Source organism: Zhongshania sp. (assembly GCF_047636175.1).
Taxonomy (GTDB): Bacteria; Pseudomonadota; Gammaproteobacteria; order Pseudomonadales; family Spongiibacteraceae; genus Spongiibacter.
The window spans coordinates 14156-32163 of sequence record NZ_JBLIKC010000013.1 but is presented as its reverse complement, the minus strand read 5'-3'; the positions used below and the strand labels follow the sequence as shown (position 1 = coordinate 32163).

15 protein-coding genes and 1 pseudogene are annotated in these 18008 nt (G+C 43.9%); all 16 read right to left on the bottom strand.

The genetic code is table 11. The features are described from left to right. Positions 1-386: 386 nt before the first annotated feature. The 16 genes and pseudogenes from ACI955_RS09410 to ACI955_RS09335 all read right to left on the bottom strand — a co-directional run bounded on the left by ACI955_RS09410 (position 387) and on the right by ACI955_RS09335 (position 18002). Positions 387-1598 (bottom strand): glycosyltransferase WbuB, encoded by a 1212-nt coding sequence (locus ACI955_RS09410; RefSeq protein WP_415243490.1) that lies wholly within the window; start codon positions 1596-1598, stop codon positions 387-389. Positions 1599-1604: 6 nt separating this feature from the next. After that, on the bottom strand, positions 1605-3032 hold the full coding sequence (locus ACI955_RS09405) for a mannose-1-phosphate guanylyltransferase/mannose-6-phosphate isomerase (RefSeq protein ID WP_415243489.1): 1428 nt from the start codon (positions 3030-3032) through the stop codon (positions 1605-1607). After that, on the bottom strand, positions 3029-3487 hold the full coding sequence (locus ACI955_RS09400) for a GDP-mannose mannosyl hydrolase (RefSeq protein WP_415243488.1): 459 nt from the start codon (positions 3485-3487) through the stop codon (positions 3029-3031). Before ACI955_RS09400 ends, ACI955_RS09405 begins: the two co-directional genes overlap by 4 nt. Further along, positions 3484-4443 (bottom strand): GDP-L-fucose synthase, encoded by a 960-nt coding sequence (gene fcl, locus ACI955_RS09395; protein ID WP_415243487.1) that lies wholly within the window; start codon positions 4441-4443, stop codon positions 3484-3486. The genes ACI955_RS09400 and fcl overlap by 4 nt, the downstream gene beginning before the upstream one ends. An 11-nt stretch (positions 4444-4454) precedes the next feature. Beyond that, positions 4455-5576 (bottom strand): GDP-mannose 4,6-dehydratase, encoded by a 1122-nt coding sequence (gene gmd / locus ACI955_RS09390; protein ID WP_415243486.1) that lies wholly within the window; start codon positions 5574-5576, stop codon positions 4455-4457. A 744-nt stretch (positions 5577-6320) separates the two neighbouring features. Next, positions 6321-7526, bottom strand: coding sequence for a glycosyltransferase (locus tag ACI955_RS09385; RefSeq protein WP_415243485.1), 1206 nt, complete (start codon positions 7524-7526; stop codon positions 6321-6323). Then, positions 7526-8641, bottom strand: coding sequence for a glycosyltransferase family 4 protein (locus ACI955_RS09380; protein WP_415243484.1), 1116 nt, complete (start codon positions 8639-8641; stop codon positions 7526-7528). The genes ACI955_RS09385 and ACI955_RS09380 overlap by 1 nt, the downstream gene beginning before the upstream one ends. Before the next feature lie 348 nt (positions 8642-8989). Beyond that, a complete protein-coding gene (locus ACI955_RS09375) occupies positions 8990-9739 on the bottom strand; it encodes a hypothetical protein (RefSeq protein ID WP_415243483.1) in 750 nt (249 codons plus the stop codon). Positions 9740-10148: 409 nt separating this feature from the next. Beyond that, on the bottom strand, positions 10149-10493 hold the full coding sequence (locus tag ACI955_RS09370; protein ID WP_415243482.1) for a hypothetical protein: 345 nt from the start codon (positions 10491-10493) through the stop codon (positions 10149-10151). Beyond that, positions 10493-11788 (bottom strand): hypothetical protein, encoded by a 1296-nt coding sequence (locus ACI955_RS09365; protein WP_415243481.1) that lies wholly within the window; start codon positions 11786-11788, stop codon positions 10493-10495. Before ACI955_RS09365 ends, ACI955_RS09370 begins: the two co-directional genes overlap by 1 nt. Further along, a complete protein-coding gene (locus ACI955_RS09360; protein ID WP_415243480.1) occupies positions 11785-12966 on the bottom strand; it encodes a glycosyltransferase family 4 protein in 1182 nt (393 codons plus the stop codon). Before ACI955_RS09360 ends, ACI955_RS09365 begins: the two co-directional genes overlap by 4 nt. A gap of 154 nt (positions 12967-13120) precedes the next feature. Then, on the bottom strand, positions 13121-14101 hold the full coding sequence (locus ACI955_RS09355) for a hypothetical protein (protein WP_415243479.1): 981 nt from the start codon (positions 14099-14101) through the stop codon (positions 13121-13123). A gap of 126 nt (positions 14102-14227) precedes the next feature. Then, positions 14228-15349: a hypothetical protein gene (locus tag ACI955_RS09350; protein WP_415243478.1), complete on the bottom strand. Its 1122-nt coding sequence runs from the start codon at positions 15347-15349 to the stop codon at positions 14228-14230. Positions 15350-15909: 560 nt separating this feature from the next. Continuing rightward, positions 15910-16611 (bottom strand): acyltransferase family protein, encoded by a 702-nt coding sequence (locus ACI955_RS09345; protein WP_415243477.1) that lies wholly within the window; start codon positions 16609-16611, stop codon positions 15910-15912. Positions 16612-16692: 81 nt separating this feature from the next. Next, a pseudogene (locus ACI955_RS09340) lies at positions 16693-16854 on the bottom strand (DapH/DapD/GlmU-related protein); the annotation flags it as partial. 320 nt (positions 16855-17174) lie between these two features. Continuing rightward, entirely contained in the window at positions 17175-18002 is an 828-nt protein-coding gene (locus ACI955_RS09335; protein ID WP_415243476.1) for a glycosyltransferase family 32 protein, read from the bottom strand. Between the last annotated feature and the right edge of the window lie 6 nt (positions 18003-18008).

Here is an 18008-nt window from a genome sequence, read left to right as displayed (position 1 = left end):
ATCAAACCAATCTCCCAAGCCCAACTTTTCTCATCAATACCGCAAAACCCAAACAAACACATGCTATGGCCAACGCTCCTGCGATAGCGTAAATATCCCCCCCGAAGCCCTGCCACCTGAACTCCTACTGAAAAAATACGGAAAAACCATAAATAACTAGCGGATTAATAAGGAATACCGACATACTGTTTTGCCCTATATATTCCAAAGATGACGCATCCTTTCCTGTAAGAAAGCTCTTTGCCTAGTCAGTGAAACGAACAAAAAACAAGGGGCTAACAAAATATAAATACGAATACAGGGTAAAAAAAGATTGCAGCACTACCAAAAACTCAATCAACATCACAAAAAAAGCTATTGTAAATTGCTGGGCACTATCGGCACTTTCAATCGCTCAACTCCAGCTCAAAACTACGCAAGACTTTCTCACTATCTATATTTTCCCGCGCATAATTGACCGCAGTATGGTTTGGTGACGCACTCAATAAGGCACGCTCAATACCCGCAACCAAAGCATTAACATCTTCAGGCGCTACGAGCTCAGCGATCTCTGGAAATTTTTCACAAAGCAATCCGAGCTCTGTATCACTCTCAGCGGTTATCACTGAGTTGCCACCCACAGCGAAAATATTGGTTAACTTAGACGGCAACACTGCATCTGCAACGCCACGCTTTTGAATAACCAAATGGCAATCAGCGGACGCCAGTAATACCGGCAATTGCTCAAGAGGGAGCAGCGAAGAAAAATGCACATTCTTTAGCTTTCTAGCTGTAGCAAGTGAGACCAATTTCTCGCGCCCCGCGCCATCACCAACAATAACAAAATCATAAGGCTTGCCTTTAAGCAGTTCCGCCGCATCAATAACCTGCTCTAAGCCCTGCTTATCGCCAATATTTCCTGAATATAAGATAAGTTTATTATCGCCCACGACACCTAGCGAAGCCCGCAGCTCGTTAGAAGAACTAACATTGGCAAAGCGTGAAGTATCAGACCAGTTTGGAAAGAAGATAATATTTTTCTCCGCCACGCCTTTGTCTTTCGCTTTATTGATCATCGATTGCGATATGGTTGAAACCTTATCAAAGGAAGACATAACAAGGCGCTCAAATCCGCGCGCTAACTTTCCTATTACTGCAACATTTGCCATACCTAAACCGAGCATAGCGTCTATTTCGTAGTCCTGAATATGCAAAATACTTTTGCCGCCACTTAGCCTTGCCACTAGAGCTGCCATCGGAGAAGAGAACAATGAAGGAACCGGATTAATAACAATGTTAGGGCGCCAAAATAACTGCCGAACAAGAATCGGAAAGGAAAATATCGCAAAGCTCAACAAATGAATAAGACGAGTCATGGTAGTTATATTTTTAGGTACATATAGCGGACACCTATAAACCAGGACTCCCTTTATCACCTCTATTTTATACGCGTAACTTTTATACGGCGGCGATACAAACCATTGCGGGTAATATGGCGGTGCTGTTATGACCCTAACTTCATGGCCTTGTTTGGCAAACCACTCCGCCATCTCCCCTGTATATTTGCCTATACCGGTGAGCTCAGGAGAATAATTCAAACCGACGACAAGTATTTTCACTAAGTGTTACGCCCGCCCATAGCGATCTTCAAAACGAACTATATCGTCTTCGCCCAAATACGAGCCCGACTGCACTTCGATTAATTCCAGCGGAATTACGCCGGGATTTTCCAATGCATGCACAACGCCTACCGGAATATATGTTGACTGATTTTCGGTTAGCATTAACTCTTTATCGCCGTTAGTAACCTTCGCCGTACCTGAAACAACAACCCAATGCTCAGCTCGATGGTGATGCATTTGCACTGAAAGCTTGGCACCCGGCTTTACGGTAATCCGCTTAACCTGATAACGCTCGCCATTATCAACTGAATCGTAAACACCCCAAGGCCGATAAACGTGACGATGCTGCATCACTTCGCTACGACCTTGCGACTTCAATAACTCTACAATCTTTTTGACATCCTGAACTTGCTCTTTGGCTGCAATCAAAACCGCATCGTTGGTTTCAACCACGACAATATTGTCTAAACCGACCGTTGCCACTAAACGATGTTCTGCACGAATATAAGAGTTAGACGTATTATGACTCAGCACATCGCCACTACTCACATTGCCCTTAGCATCCCGAGCACCAATATCCCAAAGTGACGACCATGCTCCTACATCACTCCAACCCGCAGACAAAGGCACAACAACCGCTTTTTCTGTGTTTTCCATTACGGCATAGTCAATCGATTCATCAGGACAAGCTTTGAAAGCCTCCGCCTCTACACGCAAAAAGTCTATATCACGCGCTTTACCTAAATACGCTTTTTCACAGGCTTCATATATATCTGATCGAAAAGCTTTTAACTCGGCTAAATAAACGTCAGCGGCGAACAAAAACATCCCACTGTTCCAGTAATAGCCGCCATCCTCTATATAAGACTGAGCGGTTTTAGCGTCAGGCTTTTCTACAAACCGAGAAACAGCGAACGAACCTACGCCACACTCAGTTCCGCGCTGGATATAACCGTAACCCGTATGAGCTGACTCAGGCACAATGCCGAAGGTTACAATTTTTCCGTTCTCAGCTTGTACTTTCGCAACGCTAACGGCTTTATGGAAGGCTTCCACATCTTCAATCACATGATCGGCGGCCATGACTAGCAATAAAGGAGCAGAAGAGGTTCCCGCAGCAGATTCCATCGCCTCGAATGCGGCAAGAGCAACTGCTGGCGCTGTATTTCGACCCACCGGCTCTAGAATAATTGAAGTTAAATTATGCTTAGAATCTTGAGATTGCTGAGCAACAATGAATCGATGTTCCTCATTGCAAATAACCGATGTACTGCAATCTAATATGCCAGAAACACGAGACAATGTTGCCTGTAACATTGTTTCTTCGCCTGCAATTGATAAAAATTGTTTGGGAAATAGACTTCGACTAGATGGCCACAGCCTACTTCCACTTCCACCCGCCATTACAACAGCTTGAAATTTCGCGCTCATATAAAATAATCCTTACTGTGTCGATGCACCAAATCAGATTCGCCGATAGCATCTTTTGCCATCCACTTATATTCACTGTGTTGCTGAGCGGGTAAATTTAGCTCCGCTAAATTTACGATAACTTCGTAGGCTAACACCACGTAGTGAGTCGACACACCCTCACCAAACACGAAATCATCGTAAAAATGCTCGTAAACACCAAACCAACAAGCATTAGGTCTAAATAAAAGAACGCCCAACTCAGTTTTGCTTAAGCGACTAAATGCATCATCCAAATTTTCATTTTTTTGAACTCGCCCGCCAGGAACAAACCAGTGATCAGCTGCCGGCCTATTTCGCCGCCATCCAAACAGATATTGCCCACTAGCTTTGTCTCTAACAATTAAATCGATGGACACTAACGGAAGTGACGCAATGCCGCTGGAAAACACTTGTTCATCAAGCCACCCAATCATAAACGAATATCGGACTGATGCTCTAAAAACCAAGCATACGTTGCACATAGCCCCGCTTCCAATGAGGTTTGTGCTTGCCAGCCCATATCCCCGAGACGCGACACATCCATAAGTTTTCGCGGCGCGCCATCCGGTTTAGTGGTGTCAAAAACAACGTCACCTTTAAACTCGACTACTTTCGCTAAGGTATGAGCCAATTCAGCGATAGTGCAATCTACACCTGTACCTACGTTGATATGTGACAACATTCCTTGAGTATTAGCATCGTAAGTTTGTTTATCTAAATTCATCACAAAAACAGAAGCTTGCGCCATATCATCGACATGCAAAAACTCACGCATCGGCTTACCTGTACCCCAAACCACTACCTCGGACGCATCGCTCGTCGCGGCCTCATGAAAACGTCTCATCATTGCTGGTATAACATGGCTATTCTGCGGATGAAAATTATCATTTTCCCCATAAAGATTTGTTGGCATCACGCTACGATAATCAACACCATGTTGGCGGTTATACGATTCGCATAGTTTTATACCGGCAATCTTAGCGATTGCATAAGGTTCATTGGTTGGCTCCAAGGTACCGGTCAGTAATGCCGCTTCCTGCATCGGCTGTTCTGCTAACTTAGGGTAAATACAAGAGGAACCTAGAAACAGCAAACGTTTAACACCTGATATAAATGCCGAGTGGATAATATTGCATTCGATCATCAGATTCTCATAAATAAAGTCGGCTGGGTAGCTATTGTTAGCCACAATCCCGCCCACTTTAGCTGCCGCTAAATATACTTCATCAACCTTCTGCGTAGCAAAAAAATCTGCCACCATCTTTTGATCCAGCAAGTCCAAAGTAACCCGATCAGCGGTGATTATTTCATAATCCTCCAACCGCTCTAAGCGACGAACTATCGCAGACCCGACCATACCGCGATGACCGGCAACAAAAACGCGTTTCATATATAAGTCCCTTAGTTCTCTCGAGCCACCGAAACATCAAATCCATAGTCTTTTAACAATGCATGACGCTTAGCTTTATCGAGATCAGACGCAACCATTTCTGCACACATCTCTTCAACCGTGATCTCAGGAACCCAACCTAACTTAGCCTTAGCTTTGCTAGGATCCCCTAGCAGCGTTTCAACCTCGGCAGGACGGAAGTAACGAGGATCAACCCGAACAACGACATCACCAACTTTAACACCTGGCGCAAGATCATTATTGACGCTTAGAACGGTTGCACACTCATCAATGCCGACACCGGAAAACTCAAGCTCGATACCCGCTTCTTTAGCAGACATACGAACAAATTCTCTAACAGAGATTTGCTTTCCCGTTGCTATCACAAAATCCTCTGCCTGCTCCTGCTGCAGCATCATCCACTGCATACGCACATAGTCCTTTGCGTGACCCCAATCCCGTAAAGCATCCATATTACCAAGGTACAAACACTCCTCTAAGCCATGCGCAATATGAGCAAGGCCACGGGTAATTTTTCGCGTAACGAAGGTTTCACCTCGACGGGGCGATTCATGGTTAAACAAAATACCATTGCAAGCATACATACCGTAAGATTCCCGATAATTCACGGTAATCCAATACGCATACATTTTCGCAGCCGCGTAGGGAGAACGAGGGTAAAAAGGCGTTGTTTCCTTTTGGGGAATTTCCTGAACATCACCATAGAGTTCGGAAGTTGAGGCTTGGTAAAAACGGGTCTTCTTTTCCAAACCCAACAACCGAATGGCTTCTAAAATCCGCAGTGATCCTAAGGCATCTACATCGGCGGTATATTCGGGGCATTCAAAAGAAACCGCAACATGAGATTGAGCACCGAGGTTATAGATCTCATCTGGCTGAACCTGTTTTATAATACGGGTTAAGTTAGATGAATCTGACAAATCTCCATAGTGCAAAATAAAATTTTTATTATCAGTATGCGGGTCTTGGTAAATATGGTCGACTCTTTCGGTATTAAAAGATGAAGCCCGGCGCTTGATCCCATGCACCTCGTAACCTTTTTGAAGAAGAAACTCTGCAAGATAAGAGCCATCCTGTCCAGTAACGCCTGTGATCAATGCACGTTTTTTCATGATATTTAGAAACCTGAATAATAAAAATTAAATAATAGATACTTGAAAAATTAATTTTCAAATATTCTATTAGTCGAACTAGCAAAAAACGCCACAATCCCTATTTCAAAATTGATATTAAAAACTCCACATAAGTAGCTATTTTCATTTACTCAAAAAATAGCGAAGCTTATTGCATCATTGGCCCCAACACTTAATATCTATAACGTATAAACTGGGCGGGATTACCAGCGTAAACACCATTTTCCTCGGCATTTTTAAATAGAACAGATCGAGCCCCGATCACTGCTCCACGGCCAACGGTTACACCTGGACCAATGAAGGCCTCAGCAGCCACCCAAGCCAGTGAGCAAATCTCGATTGGCCGAGTGATCAATTGGAAATAAGGATCGGATATGTCGTGTGTACCTCCACATAAGTAAGCGCCTTGTGAGATCACCACCTTCTCACCGATTGTGATGCACCCCATACAATAAATATTGGCACCAGGACCAATTACCGAATTCGCACCTATGGATAGATTTGGAGGATACCAAATACTGGCACCTCCATAGACACGAGCAGTAGGGTGCACACTAGCACCAAAAATTCGCAACAAAAGCCGGCGCCATCGATGCATCGGCGGCGGGGTCCACGCAGCTAGTAGTGCCCAAATAAGTGACCACACCAAACGAAATATCCGATGCTTTAACGGAAAAGAGGCGCCTCCTTCCAAAGGCTTACTCTGCTTAGCGTTCAGTGGATTCATTTTATAACCGGATCCTTTTGATTCTTAAAGTTGCTGGATGTATCAACGTTATGCTCTGAAATAATACGTATCAAGCTATCGGCTACCTTATCAATCTGATAACGATTCTGGAAGCTTACAAGCCCAGCACGCCCCATACCTTCCTTCTGATAGCCTGTAGTATTAATCCAGCGTCTTAAGTTGTCGACCGTACCTTCAATCGTGTCATCACTTACGAAACCAGCTCCATCCCCTTCTATTTCACGCCAGATATTAACTTTATTGCTGATTAGCACCGGCGTGGCACAAGCCAATGCCTCCGCCACAACAATGCCAAAATTCTCTTGATGCGAAGGAAGGCAGAACACTTCAGCGGCGTGAAAGGCCCCCCATTTTTCATCGCCCTGCAACATACCCAGCCATGAAATACGATGACTAACACCCAACTCCTTCGATTGCCTCTGCAACCGGGGAACCAAGCCCGTCTGATCAGGTCCAGCGATTACCAAATGCAAAGCAGGATCAAGAAAAGCCACCTTAGCAAATGCAGCGATCAATAAATCGCAACCCTTTTTCTCGTGAATCCGGCTAAGGTATAACAGTACCCGTTTCCCGCCAAGATCTGGATTAGCTACTAAAAATCTTCTTGCCAGCTCATCACCATTCGTAGGTGCGGATGCCGTACCGTAGCCACTTATAGCCTCCTGCCATTGAGTCCGCCAAAAAGATTTACGAGCAAGTAAGCGCTCCTCCTCACATGTAAAAATGACCGAGCGTGCATCACGCAAAACACGATATTCTGCCCATGGCCAATATAAACATTTTTTCAAATGCTTAAGAGGGTAGTTACGTTTAAACCAAGGATCTAGCATTCCGTGGGTAAAAACAAAATACGGCGTGCTTTTGCCAGCAAGCGCCAGCCAAACCGCAAAGCTATGGTACTGCCAGATGCCTTCAACGATGACTGCGTCATAATTGGCAACATTTTTTCTGAGCCAAGGCAATAGACGGGACGTGAAGGCGTAGCCGAAGCGGCTAGGGCCAAGAGCATATATATTAAGACCTTCTTCGCTCGCACATAACCAGGGGGCATCCGGTGCGTCACAACACGCAATATCGACGTCGTGCCCCATGCGCACAAGTGGCTCTTGAAGCTGCCGAACGCCTTCAATGACGCCACCACCCTTAGGGTCAACAGAAGATATAATTCGAAGAATTTTCATCAAGCAACCATTACTTTCATTGCCAACCCTGACAGGCTAAATCGCTTTACCACTCGATAACCGGCTTGCGACAATACCTTTAGATTAGTGATAGCTATAATGGCAGCAGCTTCCTCATGCTGATCAGGCTCTATAAAGCAAGCACCGTCACCACCGACCTCATTCATAGGCTCTGCCGCAGTGGTAAACACCGGACAACCCAAGGCCTGAGCTTCGGCAATTGGCCAACCGAAACCCTCGATATAAGATGGGAACAATAAGCACCGCGCACCGCGATACGCCGCCGCCAGATCTGCCTCGGCGGGCAAACCTGTCGCCACTACTCGGTCCAATAAGCCCGCTTCGGACAGCACTTCACGCTGTAAAGCGTTTAAGTCCGGACCAACCAGTAACAACTTACACCACTCGAATCCCGGGTGCTTTGACAAGGCACAAAATATCTTCACGACCCCCATCCTATTCTTGCGAGGATGATCTGAACCAACATGTAACACATACTCACCACCAAGGTGTTCCTTCAACCCAGCCCACAATGGCGTGGTATCCTCAGGACGGGCATCGATCAAACTCGGATCTACTGGATTGTAAGCCAGCTGAAGACGATCAATATCAAGCCCCCCCAGCGCAAATAAATGCTCTCTTGTGTAATTCGAAACGCAGACCACAGCATGGCAGCGCCGCAGACCCGCTAAAATTAGACTCTGAAGAATTTGGCCGCTACGCTTTACAGTCCAGCTACCCGAACCTCGCGCGGCCTCTACAGCAATGACGTCATGACAGGTCACCGTTACTCGTCTACCCCTCAAAATGAATCGATACATTGCGTTAGAGTGGTCACAAATATGGACTCGTTTCCAGCTTAGCTGAACAACTAACAAGGCAAATGCGCCCAACACAAACTTATCTATATAGGCTACCCATTTAAATCCTCGATTACCCGAACTTATAAACCGTGTTAGCACTGCAGGGGGATACCAAACATGAACAAGTGCACCGGCCTCTTCTAAGCCTGTCTTTAAAAGTTCAGCGTACCTTTGCATACTAAACTGTCCATCGGGCTTATAATTTGCTAAAAGCAAAATACGGCTGTCAGAACGCTGCTTAATTTTTTCCATCCTTACATTATCCTAGAAAGATCTTCATAATCTTTGGCCCCATGAATCGGAGTAGAAGTATAAACTAGTATTAGTTTCAGGCTTGCTAGCAACAACACACCAGACATAATAGAGAACCTCAAAAAGCGGATAGACCACGGTCTTCTTGGGGCCAAGAAAAATTAAGCATAACCAAACAGCTTGCTTTATACGCATTAAATCATCCCCGACACTCACTGTACCGGGGTAGCCAAACAACCAATTAGACTATGTTCCATAACTTTTACTTCCTATCCTCAACCACAGACGCCAGAATCTCCAGATAAAGATCTACAATCTCTGGCACAATTAATAACGCTCTCATTGGCACTAAGAGAGAGTGGTCGTCTTTAGATGTTTCTTACGATTGTCCGCATTCAAATAGTGTTCGTAAACACGGTCGCACTTATCAAGCAAATTCAAGAAACTCTCCTTGTTAAGCAGTAAATCAACTTCAGTCTTTATCATTTCGCGCAAAGGGTTTGGTCCAACATGGAACGCTTTACCTTTAATACTCTCTTCCGTGATTCTAACCGAGTCCCATGCACTCCAATCCTTTCCCGACCAATCACAGAACTCCATACTGACTTTATCAAACTCACTTATAATCCGCTCAAAATGCGCAACAAATATGTCATTTCGGTAGGGCAAAATATTACTGTGAAAGAAATGCCACCTTCTCAGCGCTTTGCGGACACGTGATGAATCAGGTAAAACAATATTCGACGCGTCAGCGTTCCGCTGCCTCAGATCTAATTCAATTTCAAATGAAAGAAGGCCGCGAACAGCATCTTTCGGGGCACGAATACAAAGCATTGTTGGTACGCCCCATCGAACAGCTTGGACAATCTGTGCTGGCGAATGCGTATGAGTGGCTATATGCAAACCTTTATCCTTCTGAGAGTCAAAAAATGTCGCATATGCAAAAGAATTAGCAGATCGCGGAAAACCATCGATCACACAATCTGTTTCTTTGCTCACTACCCACGGCCTCGACCAATGCCCACGTCTTTTTAAATGCAGCAGCCGTAGGTACAGGATAGGGCAGCGCTCTAAGAGCATCCTTACATCTTCATTCACTCATTTTCTCCCTCGCCTCATAAGGCATAATAGCTATCAAGGATGGCATCTGTGCAGCCCCCACTCCACATTTAAATTAGCGTCTTCATCACATAGACGATGGTGCATAAACCTATTTTAAAGGGGCTAATAGAATTTGCGTTTTATAAGCCGGAAACTCCTTAATTGAAACCACCTCTAATCTTTGGTATGCAAATAAATAGCGTGCTTCGCTTTTACCATTAGGAGAAATGCAGAACTGAAACCGCTATAAACTTATGCACTCAACTTTGGCTCAATCGACAAATACCGACGTGAATCATTACGGGTTTTATTAGAAGCTGATAAAAAATACTTACCTTGGCTAAACTCATGCCTAATAAAACTTTGATACGGCCCACCGGTGAAAGACACTGCGATTTGTGGATACTCACCCAATGCTGACCCTGAAGCCGTGACAGTGGATAGCATAACGCCTATCTTTAACTAACGGCACCCAAGGTGCTACTGCTTGATCAGAAAACACAAACATAGTCGAAGTGTGAACTTTACGCAGACGCCAACTAATCTGAAAGGGAAAAGTAATGTACTGATCTATATATCCAAGCCACCTTTTTAAGACTCGTGGTACAGGCAGTCGATAAAGAATAGGCTTTGGCGACCAAGTTACAACTTGATGCCCAAGCTCAGCCATACCGTCAAAAATCATTTTTACAAAAAGAGGCATACTAGTGCTGTTGAGAAAATCAGGATGAGTGGAAAGCACAATATTCATCAAATCTGCCCACTGCGTTCGAGTCGTAAACTGGCTATTGCTAGCCCAACCAATAAATACCCTAATACATTAATGGTAAGCTGCCCAATAATCGACCACGACAATAAGGCAAGTCCTGCTGTCATCCAAACCATCAAGCTGAGTAACCTTCCGGTTCTCATCGCGATAACACCCCCACGAGTTAGACCTAACAAGACAACAACTATTTTAAAAAGGAGAATCAACCAACCGAATATTCCACCTTCTTTAACTACACGCGCATTTTCAGTTTCCGCCAACAAAAATCGACTTTGTCCACCAGCAATTACCCCAGCTATGTTAGTGCCCATACCCACTCCAGCGCCAAGCAAGTCGACTTCGCCGGGGGGAAGAAAGTTATAGGCTAAGCGGCTTACAAAGGATTGACTGTTACTGGCAGCTTCAAAGCGCTGCTGAGTCGCTTCCACCGCGCGAGAAAATATTGAAAAAGACCCAGCGATCATTATTCCAACCAGTAACAGAATAAAAATAGCACTTCCTCCAGATCGCCCCCTACTAAAAAGAAGTTGACATACAACATAACTAAGCAGAAGAACTGTGAAAAAAATAATTCCCCCCCTAGAGCCACTTACTACCGTACAAATTAAAAGCGCAGCAAACGCAACGAATGACCAACTTTGCTTACGCCAAATACCATACCGTCGGTCCAAGCTCGCAAGTACAAACGGCGCTGCAAATGCCACAAACGTCGTAAATCCAGCTGTAAATGAAAATGTTCCGGTAGTACGAACAATGCCATGGACGACAGTAAAAATGTAACTTTCGCCAATCTGTTTATTCCAAAAAGAACCCACTGGTGAGTAGTGTTGAATCACGGCCAAGGGAGTCATAGCTATAAGCAAGCTAATTAAAACTTTTATAATTCTCTGGAAGTCATAAGCACTGATACTTATTGCAACGAAGATACTAAACCAAAGATAAAGTAACCAAAAGCGGAGCCCGTAAATTAGTATAACCAATGGGTATTCGATCAAAATAATTTGCAACATACCCCAAGCAACTAACATACAGCTTAATGCTAAGACGCTCGCAACCAATAAAGGTGCAAATCTTGCGTACCCTTTCTTTACGGCAAATAAGATACCGATAGTTGCTAAGATATCCCGTATAGCGACTAGCGGATACGTTAAGCTAGGACTAAGCCATTTCCGAAAGGCACCTTCAAAAATGGCAATTAGCAACACGCCAATAAAAAGCTTTGCCATTAAACCAAGGCGCTCTTCCCTGCCGTAATTATTCTCATCGAGAGTGATCATTTACAAAAACTCTCAAACAAATTCCCCGCACGTGTTCGATAAGCATCCCATGTAAAACTGCTTGCAGCCTCCTTTGCGTGCTCGCGGGCGCCAAAAACCTGGCTGCGATTATTCGCGTGGTCTTGCAAGCAACGATAGAGACTTTCTGCGCTTGGCTCCACAATCCAGCCGGAACCGGGAAATTGCTCTATCATAGCTTTGGCACCCACTTGAGTTGATACGATAGCCGGGGCGCCGCAGGCCATAGCCTCAGCCACCACCATACCAAATGAATCAAAGCGCGAAGGCAGCAACAAGCAATCTGCCTTAGAAAAATATTCAAATAATTGCGTTTGCTCCATATTAGGGAGGTATTCTGCATTAGGTGTGCGATGAATTTCACCAAGCCATTTCGTCTCTGCCAAGCCACCGACAAAACTGACACGTACCGACACACCCTCTGCGTGCAAACGGCGAAACACCGAAAGAATTAAGTCTATCGACTTCCTATAACTTAACGCTCCAGCAAAGACATAGTGAAGAGAATGCTCATGCGGCACCCACAAAGAGCGCATCGATGGTAATTCAGCACCGAGCAATAAGGGCCGTAATTTGGTACTGGCTACGTCGGCCTCCTCATAGCTTTTAGCCGCCAACGGCGAACACGTCAAGATTAAGTCCGCCTGCTCAATTTCCATATCTTTACGTCGATTGATTTCAGCCCGGAACGGCGTCGCTGAGTCAACCTGCCATCGAGAACCCGCCGTATGATGCAATGACGCTGCATCTAAAACGCAACGCGCACCCATAGCTTTAGCGACCTTAAACGTATGGTAGGCACTATTTTCATACGCCACAACCACATCCGGTTTTAAACTAGCTAAGCGACGGCTAAACCACCAATCATATAAATGAAACATCCGGTGCGTGAAGTCATCCCTATCCATCAGAATGGGCAGCCTACCTCCAGCCCTTAGCATAAGCTGAAAGCCAATAGGATGGCATCTTTGCCCCCGAGGAATAGGCACCACCTTTAATTTACGCGCAGCAATCTTCGAAAGCCAAAAGGGCTGCTGATCATCGGGGCTGAGTACAGGCACCCCTGAGTAATACATACTAAGCAAATTTCGCTCATACAAAGCTAAGGCCAATTGATGACTATGCTGTATGCCAGGATGACTAACGACAATCCCACCCACCTAACTATCTCCCCACAACAACTAAAGAACTCATATTTTAACCCCTTACCGATATCATTTATTAGCTAGAACCCCAAAAACCCAACACTCTGCAAACGGAAAGATTATCTTTTATGTGAGATCACAAAAAATTTAGCAAGAAGAAAAAACAAACTTACTTAACAAACTCTAAAAAAACGTCAGAATGAGCCGAGATATTATGCAATTGATACCAATTATACGCATTTAAGCCCAGGTTAATTGATTTTTCTAGCGCAATATTTTCAGACGGGATTGTAGGCAAATAATGAAAGTGACTATCCAACTTATCGCTATAAGAAGTTTTCTCAGTAATTAATACCGGGCAAACTCCATGGGCACAATAAGCGGCAAATACCCCACTTTTAGCAACCTGGCTGGCTAAATAGCAAACAACCCCAAATTGAGCTGTTTTCAATAACCGACTCACATCAATTTTAGATAGGCGGCCATGAACCACTACCCCTTCTCTTTTAAGCCTACTAGTAATCCCCTCGTTATTGACGTCTGAGCCAACGTCATGTATCTGCAGTCCCTGCCTCCCAGCCCATTCAAATAACTTGTTACCGGCGGCTTTATACGTTTTTTCTCGTAATGGAGCAGATCCCAAAATTACAATATTAGGTTTTCTCACAGCTGGAAGCGCTGCAGCTTCCCCCAAATTCGAAAACACAGGCATTACTGCGTGCGGCTTGCCTTGTGAATACTGACATAACCACCAGCCTGAAACCTCACAATTAGTGATCCAAAAATCAGATAATTGGGACAGCTCCTTTGCAATATAACGCTGCGCTGGCGACAACCAAAAAGCAGACGATAGTGGAGAACCAAAAGCGTAAAGCTCGTGAAAAAAAATCCCGAGGCGCCTTATCAAATGTCTGTTGAGTCGCAATTGGTTTAACAGCCACAAAGGCGCTCCTCGCCTAGAATAACCATAACCCGAATATTGAAGGAAGACACAATCTGACTCTAAGATGCTCGCCAACACTTCATCACAATTAGATTTAGACCACGCAATTACAACAACAGAAACCTGTGCATTACATTTTTCAGCAAGTAAATCCGAAAAGTCCCTAACTCCTCCATGCCCTTGAGGCGCTAATAGTGATATTTTCATCGTGGTAACTCTTTTAGCGTATACAGAACTAGCAAAGAATTTCTCATTATCATGCATTACAATCAAACAAACCGTTCTTTCAAAAATAATTCGAGTGAGCTTTTCACTCTTTAAGCCATAAAAACATCAACGTTGTTTTATGAGCTTTTTTAATTGACTACGCACTTTTGGACTTACGAACTTTCTCACCAACCTGAGAATGTCGACTGTCAATATTAATTTTTGGTCACGCTTGTTGTATTTCCACATACCTGCAGCGATCGCGACAGCATCTTCAATTGAGAGTACAGTCTCAGGTAGGGAATCCGTACCTGAATCAGATTGGTTAAATAAAGGAGCGCACAGCCCTGGAAAATAAGCTTGTCTCAGTCGTTCATTCGACTCACTGTATGAGTCTAACATTTTCTTCATTTTAGCGCTGGAAACTACAAATTTTCTTCTGTCAACATTATTATTACTTATCGCAAGTCCAATATCTCTACCGCGAAGAGGATTAAGCTTTCCATCTACCATTGCAGGAACATGTTTATTAAACAATCTTAAAAACTCTATCTGGGCGCCAGACAAACTTGCATTATCTTTGCGAGCAGGCATTTCAATAGCTGGCCTCGGTAAACCAGCAGCATCAACAAAATCAGATATTAAATCGTGATCCTTAAAATACTCCTCCCCAAATCTGCGAACAATAATATTGTCCTTACCGAATACACTCGACCATAGCTCTATCATACGAAAATAGTCGAAGTCATAAACATCGTTATATTTTGGAAATTCCAGATCCCGGTGAGAACCGACCATCACGTCAGTTGAATACTTACTCAGCCATAAATGATCTTGTCGACGGACATATAAAATCACTTTTACCGTAGAACTAAATTTGTAAAGTAGCTCTGAAAGCACCGCTATATGTTTTTCTTCACGAAGAATAGAAGAACAATGTTCATTTGATAATATTATTTGACGAGCACCTGCTCGCTCAACTTCCTTTTGCAGCTTGCGAGGAAATTGTTTTTTTAGCTTCTCCATATTAATTTTGTATATTAGCCTCAGCTCTTCCGGGTAGCTTCCCCCAGCCCCGTAAGCAGCCAAATTGACGTGATTTAAAAATCCGGGACAAACTGGATAATAAGACCCTAATAACGAAAGATTGTCTCGATTACGAGTCAGCCAGCTTTGAATTGCGCTACTACCAGTTTTCTCAGTGCCAATATGAAGTATAGTCTCCGGTCTATTCATAACTTTACTCATTTTACTTTATCCATTTGATGCTTAAAGTCATACGTTAAAAATAGGAAAGAATAAATAATAAGGCTTTCACTAAGGACTTTGTAAAATACGTACTATCTCATACACCAGCTTTCTATTCACTATCAACACTATTCATCCAGTCGAAAATAACGTAAAACGCTGAAAGCATACTTTCATGACCGAAGGATTTAACACAATCAACTAATATGCAAATTGTGCTGCAGCTGGGCTAAGCAACATAAATGAGAGACCAAAAATGGGTTTCCTCATCTAACCGAGACATCAGAAAACCCACTACTAGCTTGATCACCATTAGCGCAATAACACCGCGCGCCACCATCAACATTACCCAAGCCCGACATCTATCGGTCACTGACAAAAGCTCGAACGGCATTTCTCGTGACGAATACCTATACGACGGGAAAGCAGAATCATTCTCTAAGACTGGGCCGTAATACTGCGTCGCGCCAGTGCACTCGACCACCTTCGACCAACTCTAATACAGGGCTTTTCAATTAGGTAATAACTGACTGCCGCTATGGATAATATCGCAATCATAACTACCAGAGGTTGCTCCGAGAAATTAAATTTGAGGTAGTACTTGGAGGGCATAGTAAAAATCTGTTGCCACAAATAAATAGAATAAGAGATGCGACCCAACTCGGCCCGGCTGCCTCTGCGGCTCGTGATGCGACAGCCAGAGATATAATACTCACCATGTATACAATTGACACGGCAAGAAATGTTACTTTTTTATGCGATTGATTAAGGACCAGCAATACTAAGGGCATAAGCAAATAGAACTGTTCTTCAACAGAGATGCTCCATGTATGGCCCACTGCAAAATTATTATGAATGTCTATTATGTGAGGAAGAATATTGGTCATAAAGATCGCAGCAGCCCAGACATTTCCACCATCAATGATTTTTAAATAATCAAGTAGCAAAACAGCGGCTAAATACATATACAAAGCCGGCACAATCCTAAAAAAACGGCGAATATAAAACCCTCTGACACTTACAGCACCTAAACTCTTTTCCTTAATTAGCAGAGTAGTAATAACATAGCCACTAATGAGAAAGAATATATCGACGCGCTTGGGACCAAACCACAGTAAAAATTCCGAAACAAACGGAGGGCCTTGCGGCACACTTTGCGCATATATATATAGGTGAAAGAAAGCGACACCGAGCGCAGCAAACGCTCGTAAACCATCCAACTCCATAATCCTTCCCGGGACTTCTGAATCAAGAACCTTCATATCAAATTTAAATTCCGTTATACATCGCCAGCCTCATTGAAAAAGCCGGCGATAATTAAGGCGATACGGAGACGTATCCGCCCGCTTCCTGACAAACTGCGCAGGAACACCTGCAACGACATGATGTGGCTCAACGTTCTTTGTGACTAAAGCACCCGCAGCAATAACTGCACCATCTCCGATCTTTACCCCAGGAAGGATGGTCGCTCGGGTACCAATCCATACATTGTCACCAATAACAACCGAACGGTTCCTTCCCGTAAAATAAGGGTCGTCCATATCGTGATCAGCTGTCAAAATTGCCACATCAGATGACACGGACACTCCACTGCCTATTATTACCCCTCCCCTGGTATCTATACGACAACGAGCACTAATGACCGACCCACCACCAAGTAGAAAGCCGCCTTTTGAATCAAAACTACAGTCCATAAGTATTGAACTACCTTGACCAATTTTGAAGCCCATAACCATGCTGTAAAACTTTAAGCGCAGTATATGGCTTGGAATCCTATTAACCCAAAAATTACAGCTGTAAAGCCTAAGCTCCGACAAAACTTTACCTACTGCCATAATCCCCTCAAGACCCGTTTTAATTTTCTGACTACTCTATAAATAAACTCGATGTATGGGTATAGCCAAGGATGCCAGTTTCTTATTTTGTATAAGAACTGTCCATACGCCGACCGGTCAACCCAACTTCCGTTGACATGGTGAATCACATAGGACTCTGAGGTTAACAACGCAGTATTGCCGACAAGAACATCAGCGGGAAAAATCTCGACGCCGGACTCTAGTGACTGATGCTCATTTCGATAACGAAAGCCGTAACTCTCAGCAACTTCAGATAAGATGGCGCCGATAATGAATTTTTTAGTATTCAGAGTACCATCGTCTCCAATGAAACTAATAGAACGATATTTTTGTAAACAATCGACTACGTATGGATGTCCGGCCTCAGCAGCCATGACAGCAGAAAAAACACTAAAGCCATTGATATCCGTGCCCGCCACTTTGGGCAGATAATTCCTATCGAGCTTTTCTTCTCCTGCAGGGTAGAAAAGGTCTGGATGAAGCTCAACAGCGCTATAGAATCGATAACCCCGCCAGCTTTCCGGGAAGCACCTTTTGACCTCCACATCCGTGTCAAAGTAAATTCCGCCGATAGTATTCAAAGCATAAAGCCGGACATAGTCAGCAACAAATGCCCATTTCCCTCTGTCATATGCCTCCTTAACAAAATCAACGCTATTGACATCAAAATCATTTTCGGTCCAGCATCGAATTTCATAATCCGGAAAATGCTGCCTCCATGTTTTAATACAATTTTCTATCAGCACTGATTTGGATGCACCACCGAACCAACAATAATGTATGATCTTTGGAATCATAAAGAA

Excerpts from the sequence above, each read along its gene's own strand:
- ACI955_RS09400 (WP_415243488.1), bottom strand. The coding sequence starts at position 3,487 with ATGATTGGGTGGCTTGATGAACAAGTGTTTTCCAGCGGCATTGCGTCA.
- ACI955_RS09345 (WP_415243477.1), bottom strand. The coding sequence starts at position 16,611 with ATGAAGGTTCTTGATTCAGAAGTCCCGGGAAGGATTATGGAGTTGGAT.
- gmd (WP_415243486.1), bottom strand. The coding sequence starts at position 5,576 with ATGAAAAAACGTGCATTGATCACAGGCGTTACTGGACAGGATGGCTCT.
- ACI955_RS09365 (WP_415243481.1), bottom strand. The coding sequence starts at position 11,788 with ATGATCACTCTCGATGAGAATAATTACGGCAGGGAAGAGCGCCTTGGT.
- ACI955_RS09405 (WP_415243489.1), bottom strand. The coding sequence starts at position 3,032 with ATGAGCGCGAAATTTCAAGCTGTTGTAATGGCGGGTGGAAGTGGAAGT.
- ACI955_RS09335 (WP_415243476.1), bottom strand. The coding sequence starts at position 18,002 with ATGATTCCAAAGATCATACATTATTGTTGGTTCGGTGGTGCATCCAAA.
- ACI955_RS09370 (WP_415243482.1), bottom strand. The coding sequence starts at position 10,493 with ATGAATATTGTGCTTTCCACTCATCCTGATTTTCTCAACAGCACTAGT.
- ACI955_RS09380 (WP_415243484.1), bottom strand. The coding sequence starts at position 8,641 with ATGGAAAAAATTAAGCAGCGTTCTGACAGCCGTATTTTGCTTTTAGCA.
- ACI955_RS09350 (WP_415243478.1), bottom strand. The coding sequence starts at position 15,349 with ATGAGTAAAGTTATGAATAGACCGGAGACTATACTTCATATTGGCACT.
- ACI955_RS09355 (WP_415243479.1), bottom strand. The coding sequence starts at position 14,101 with ATGAAAATATCACTATTAGCGCCTCAAGGGCATGGAGGAGTTAGGGAC.
- ACI955_RS09385 (WP_415243485.1), bottom strand. The coding sequence starts at position 7,526 with ATGAAAATTCTTCGAATTATATCTTCTGTTGACCCTAAGGGTGGTGGC.
- fcl (WP_415243487.1), bottom strand. The coding sequence starts at position 4,443 with ATGAAACGCGTTTTTGTTGCCGGTCATCGCGGTATGGTCGGGTCTGCG.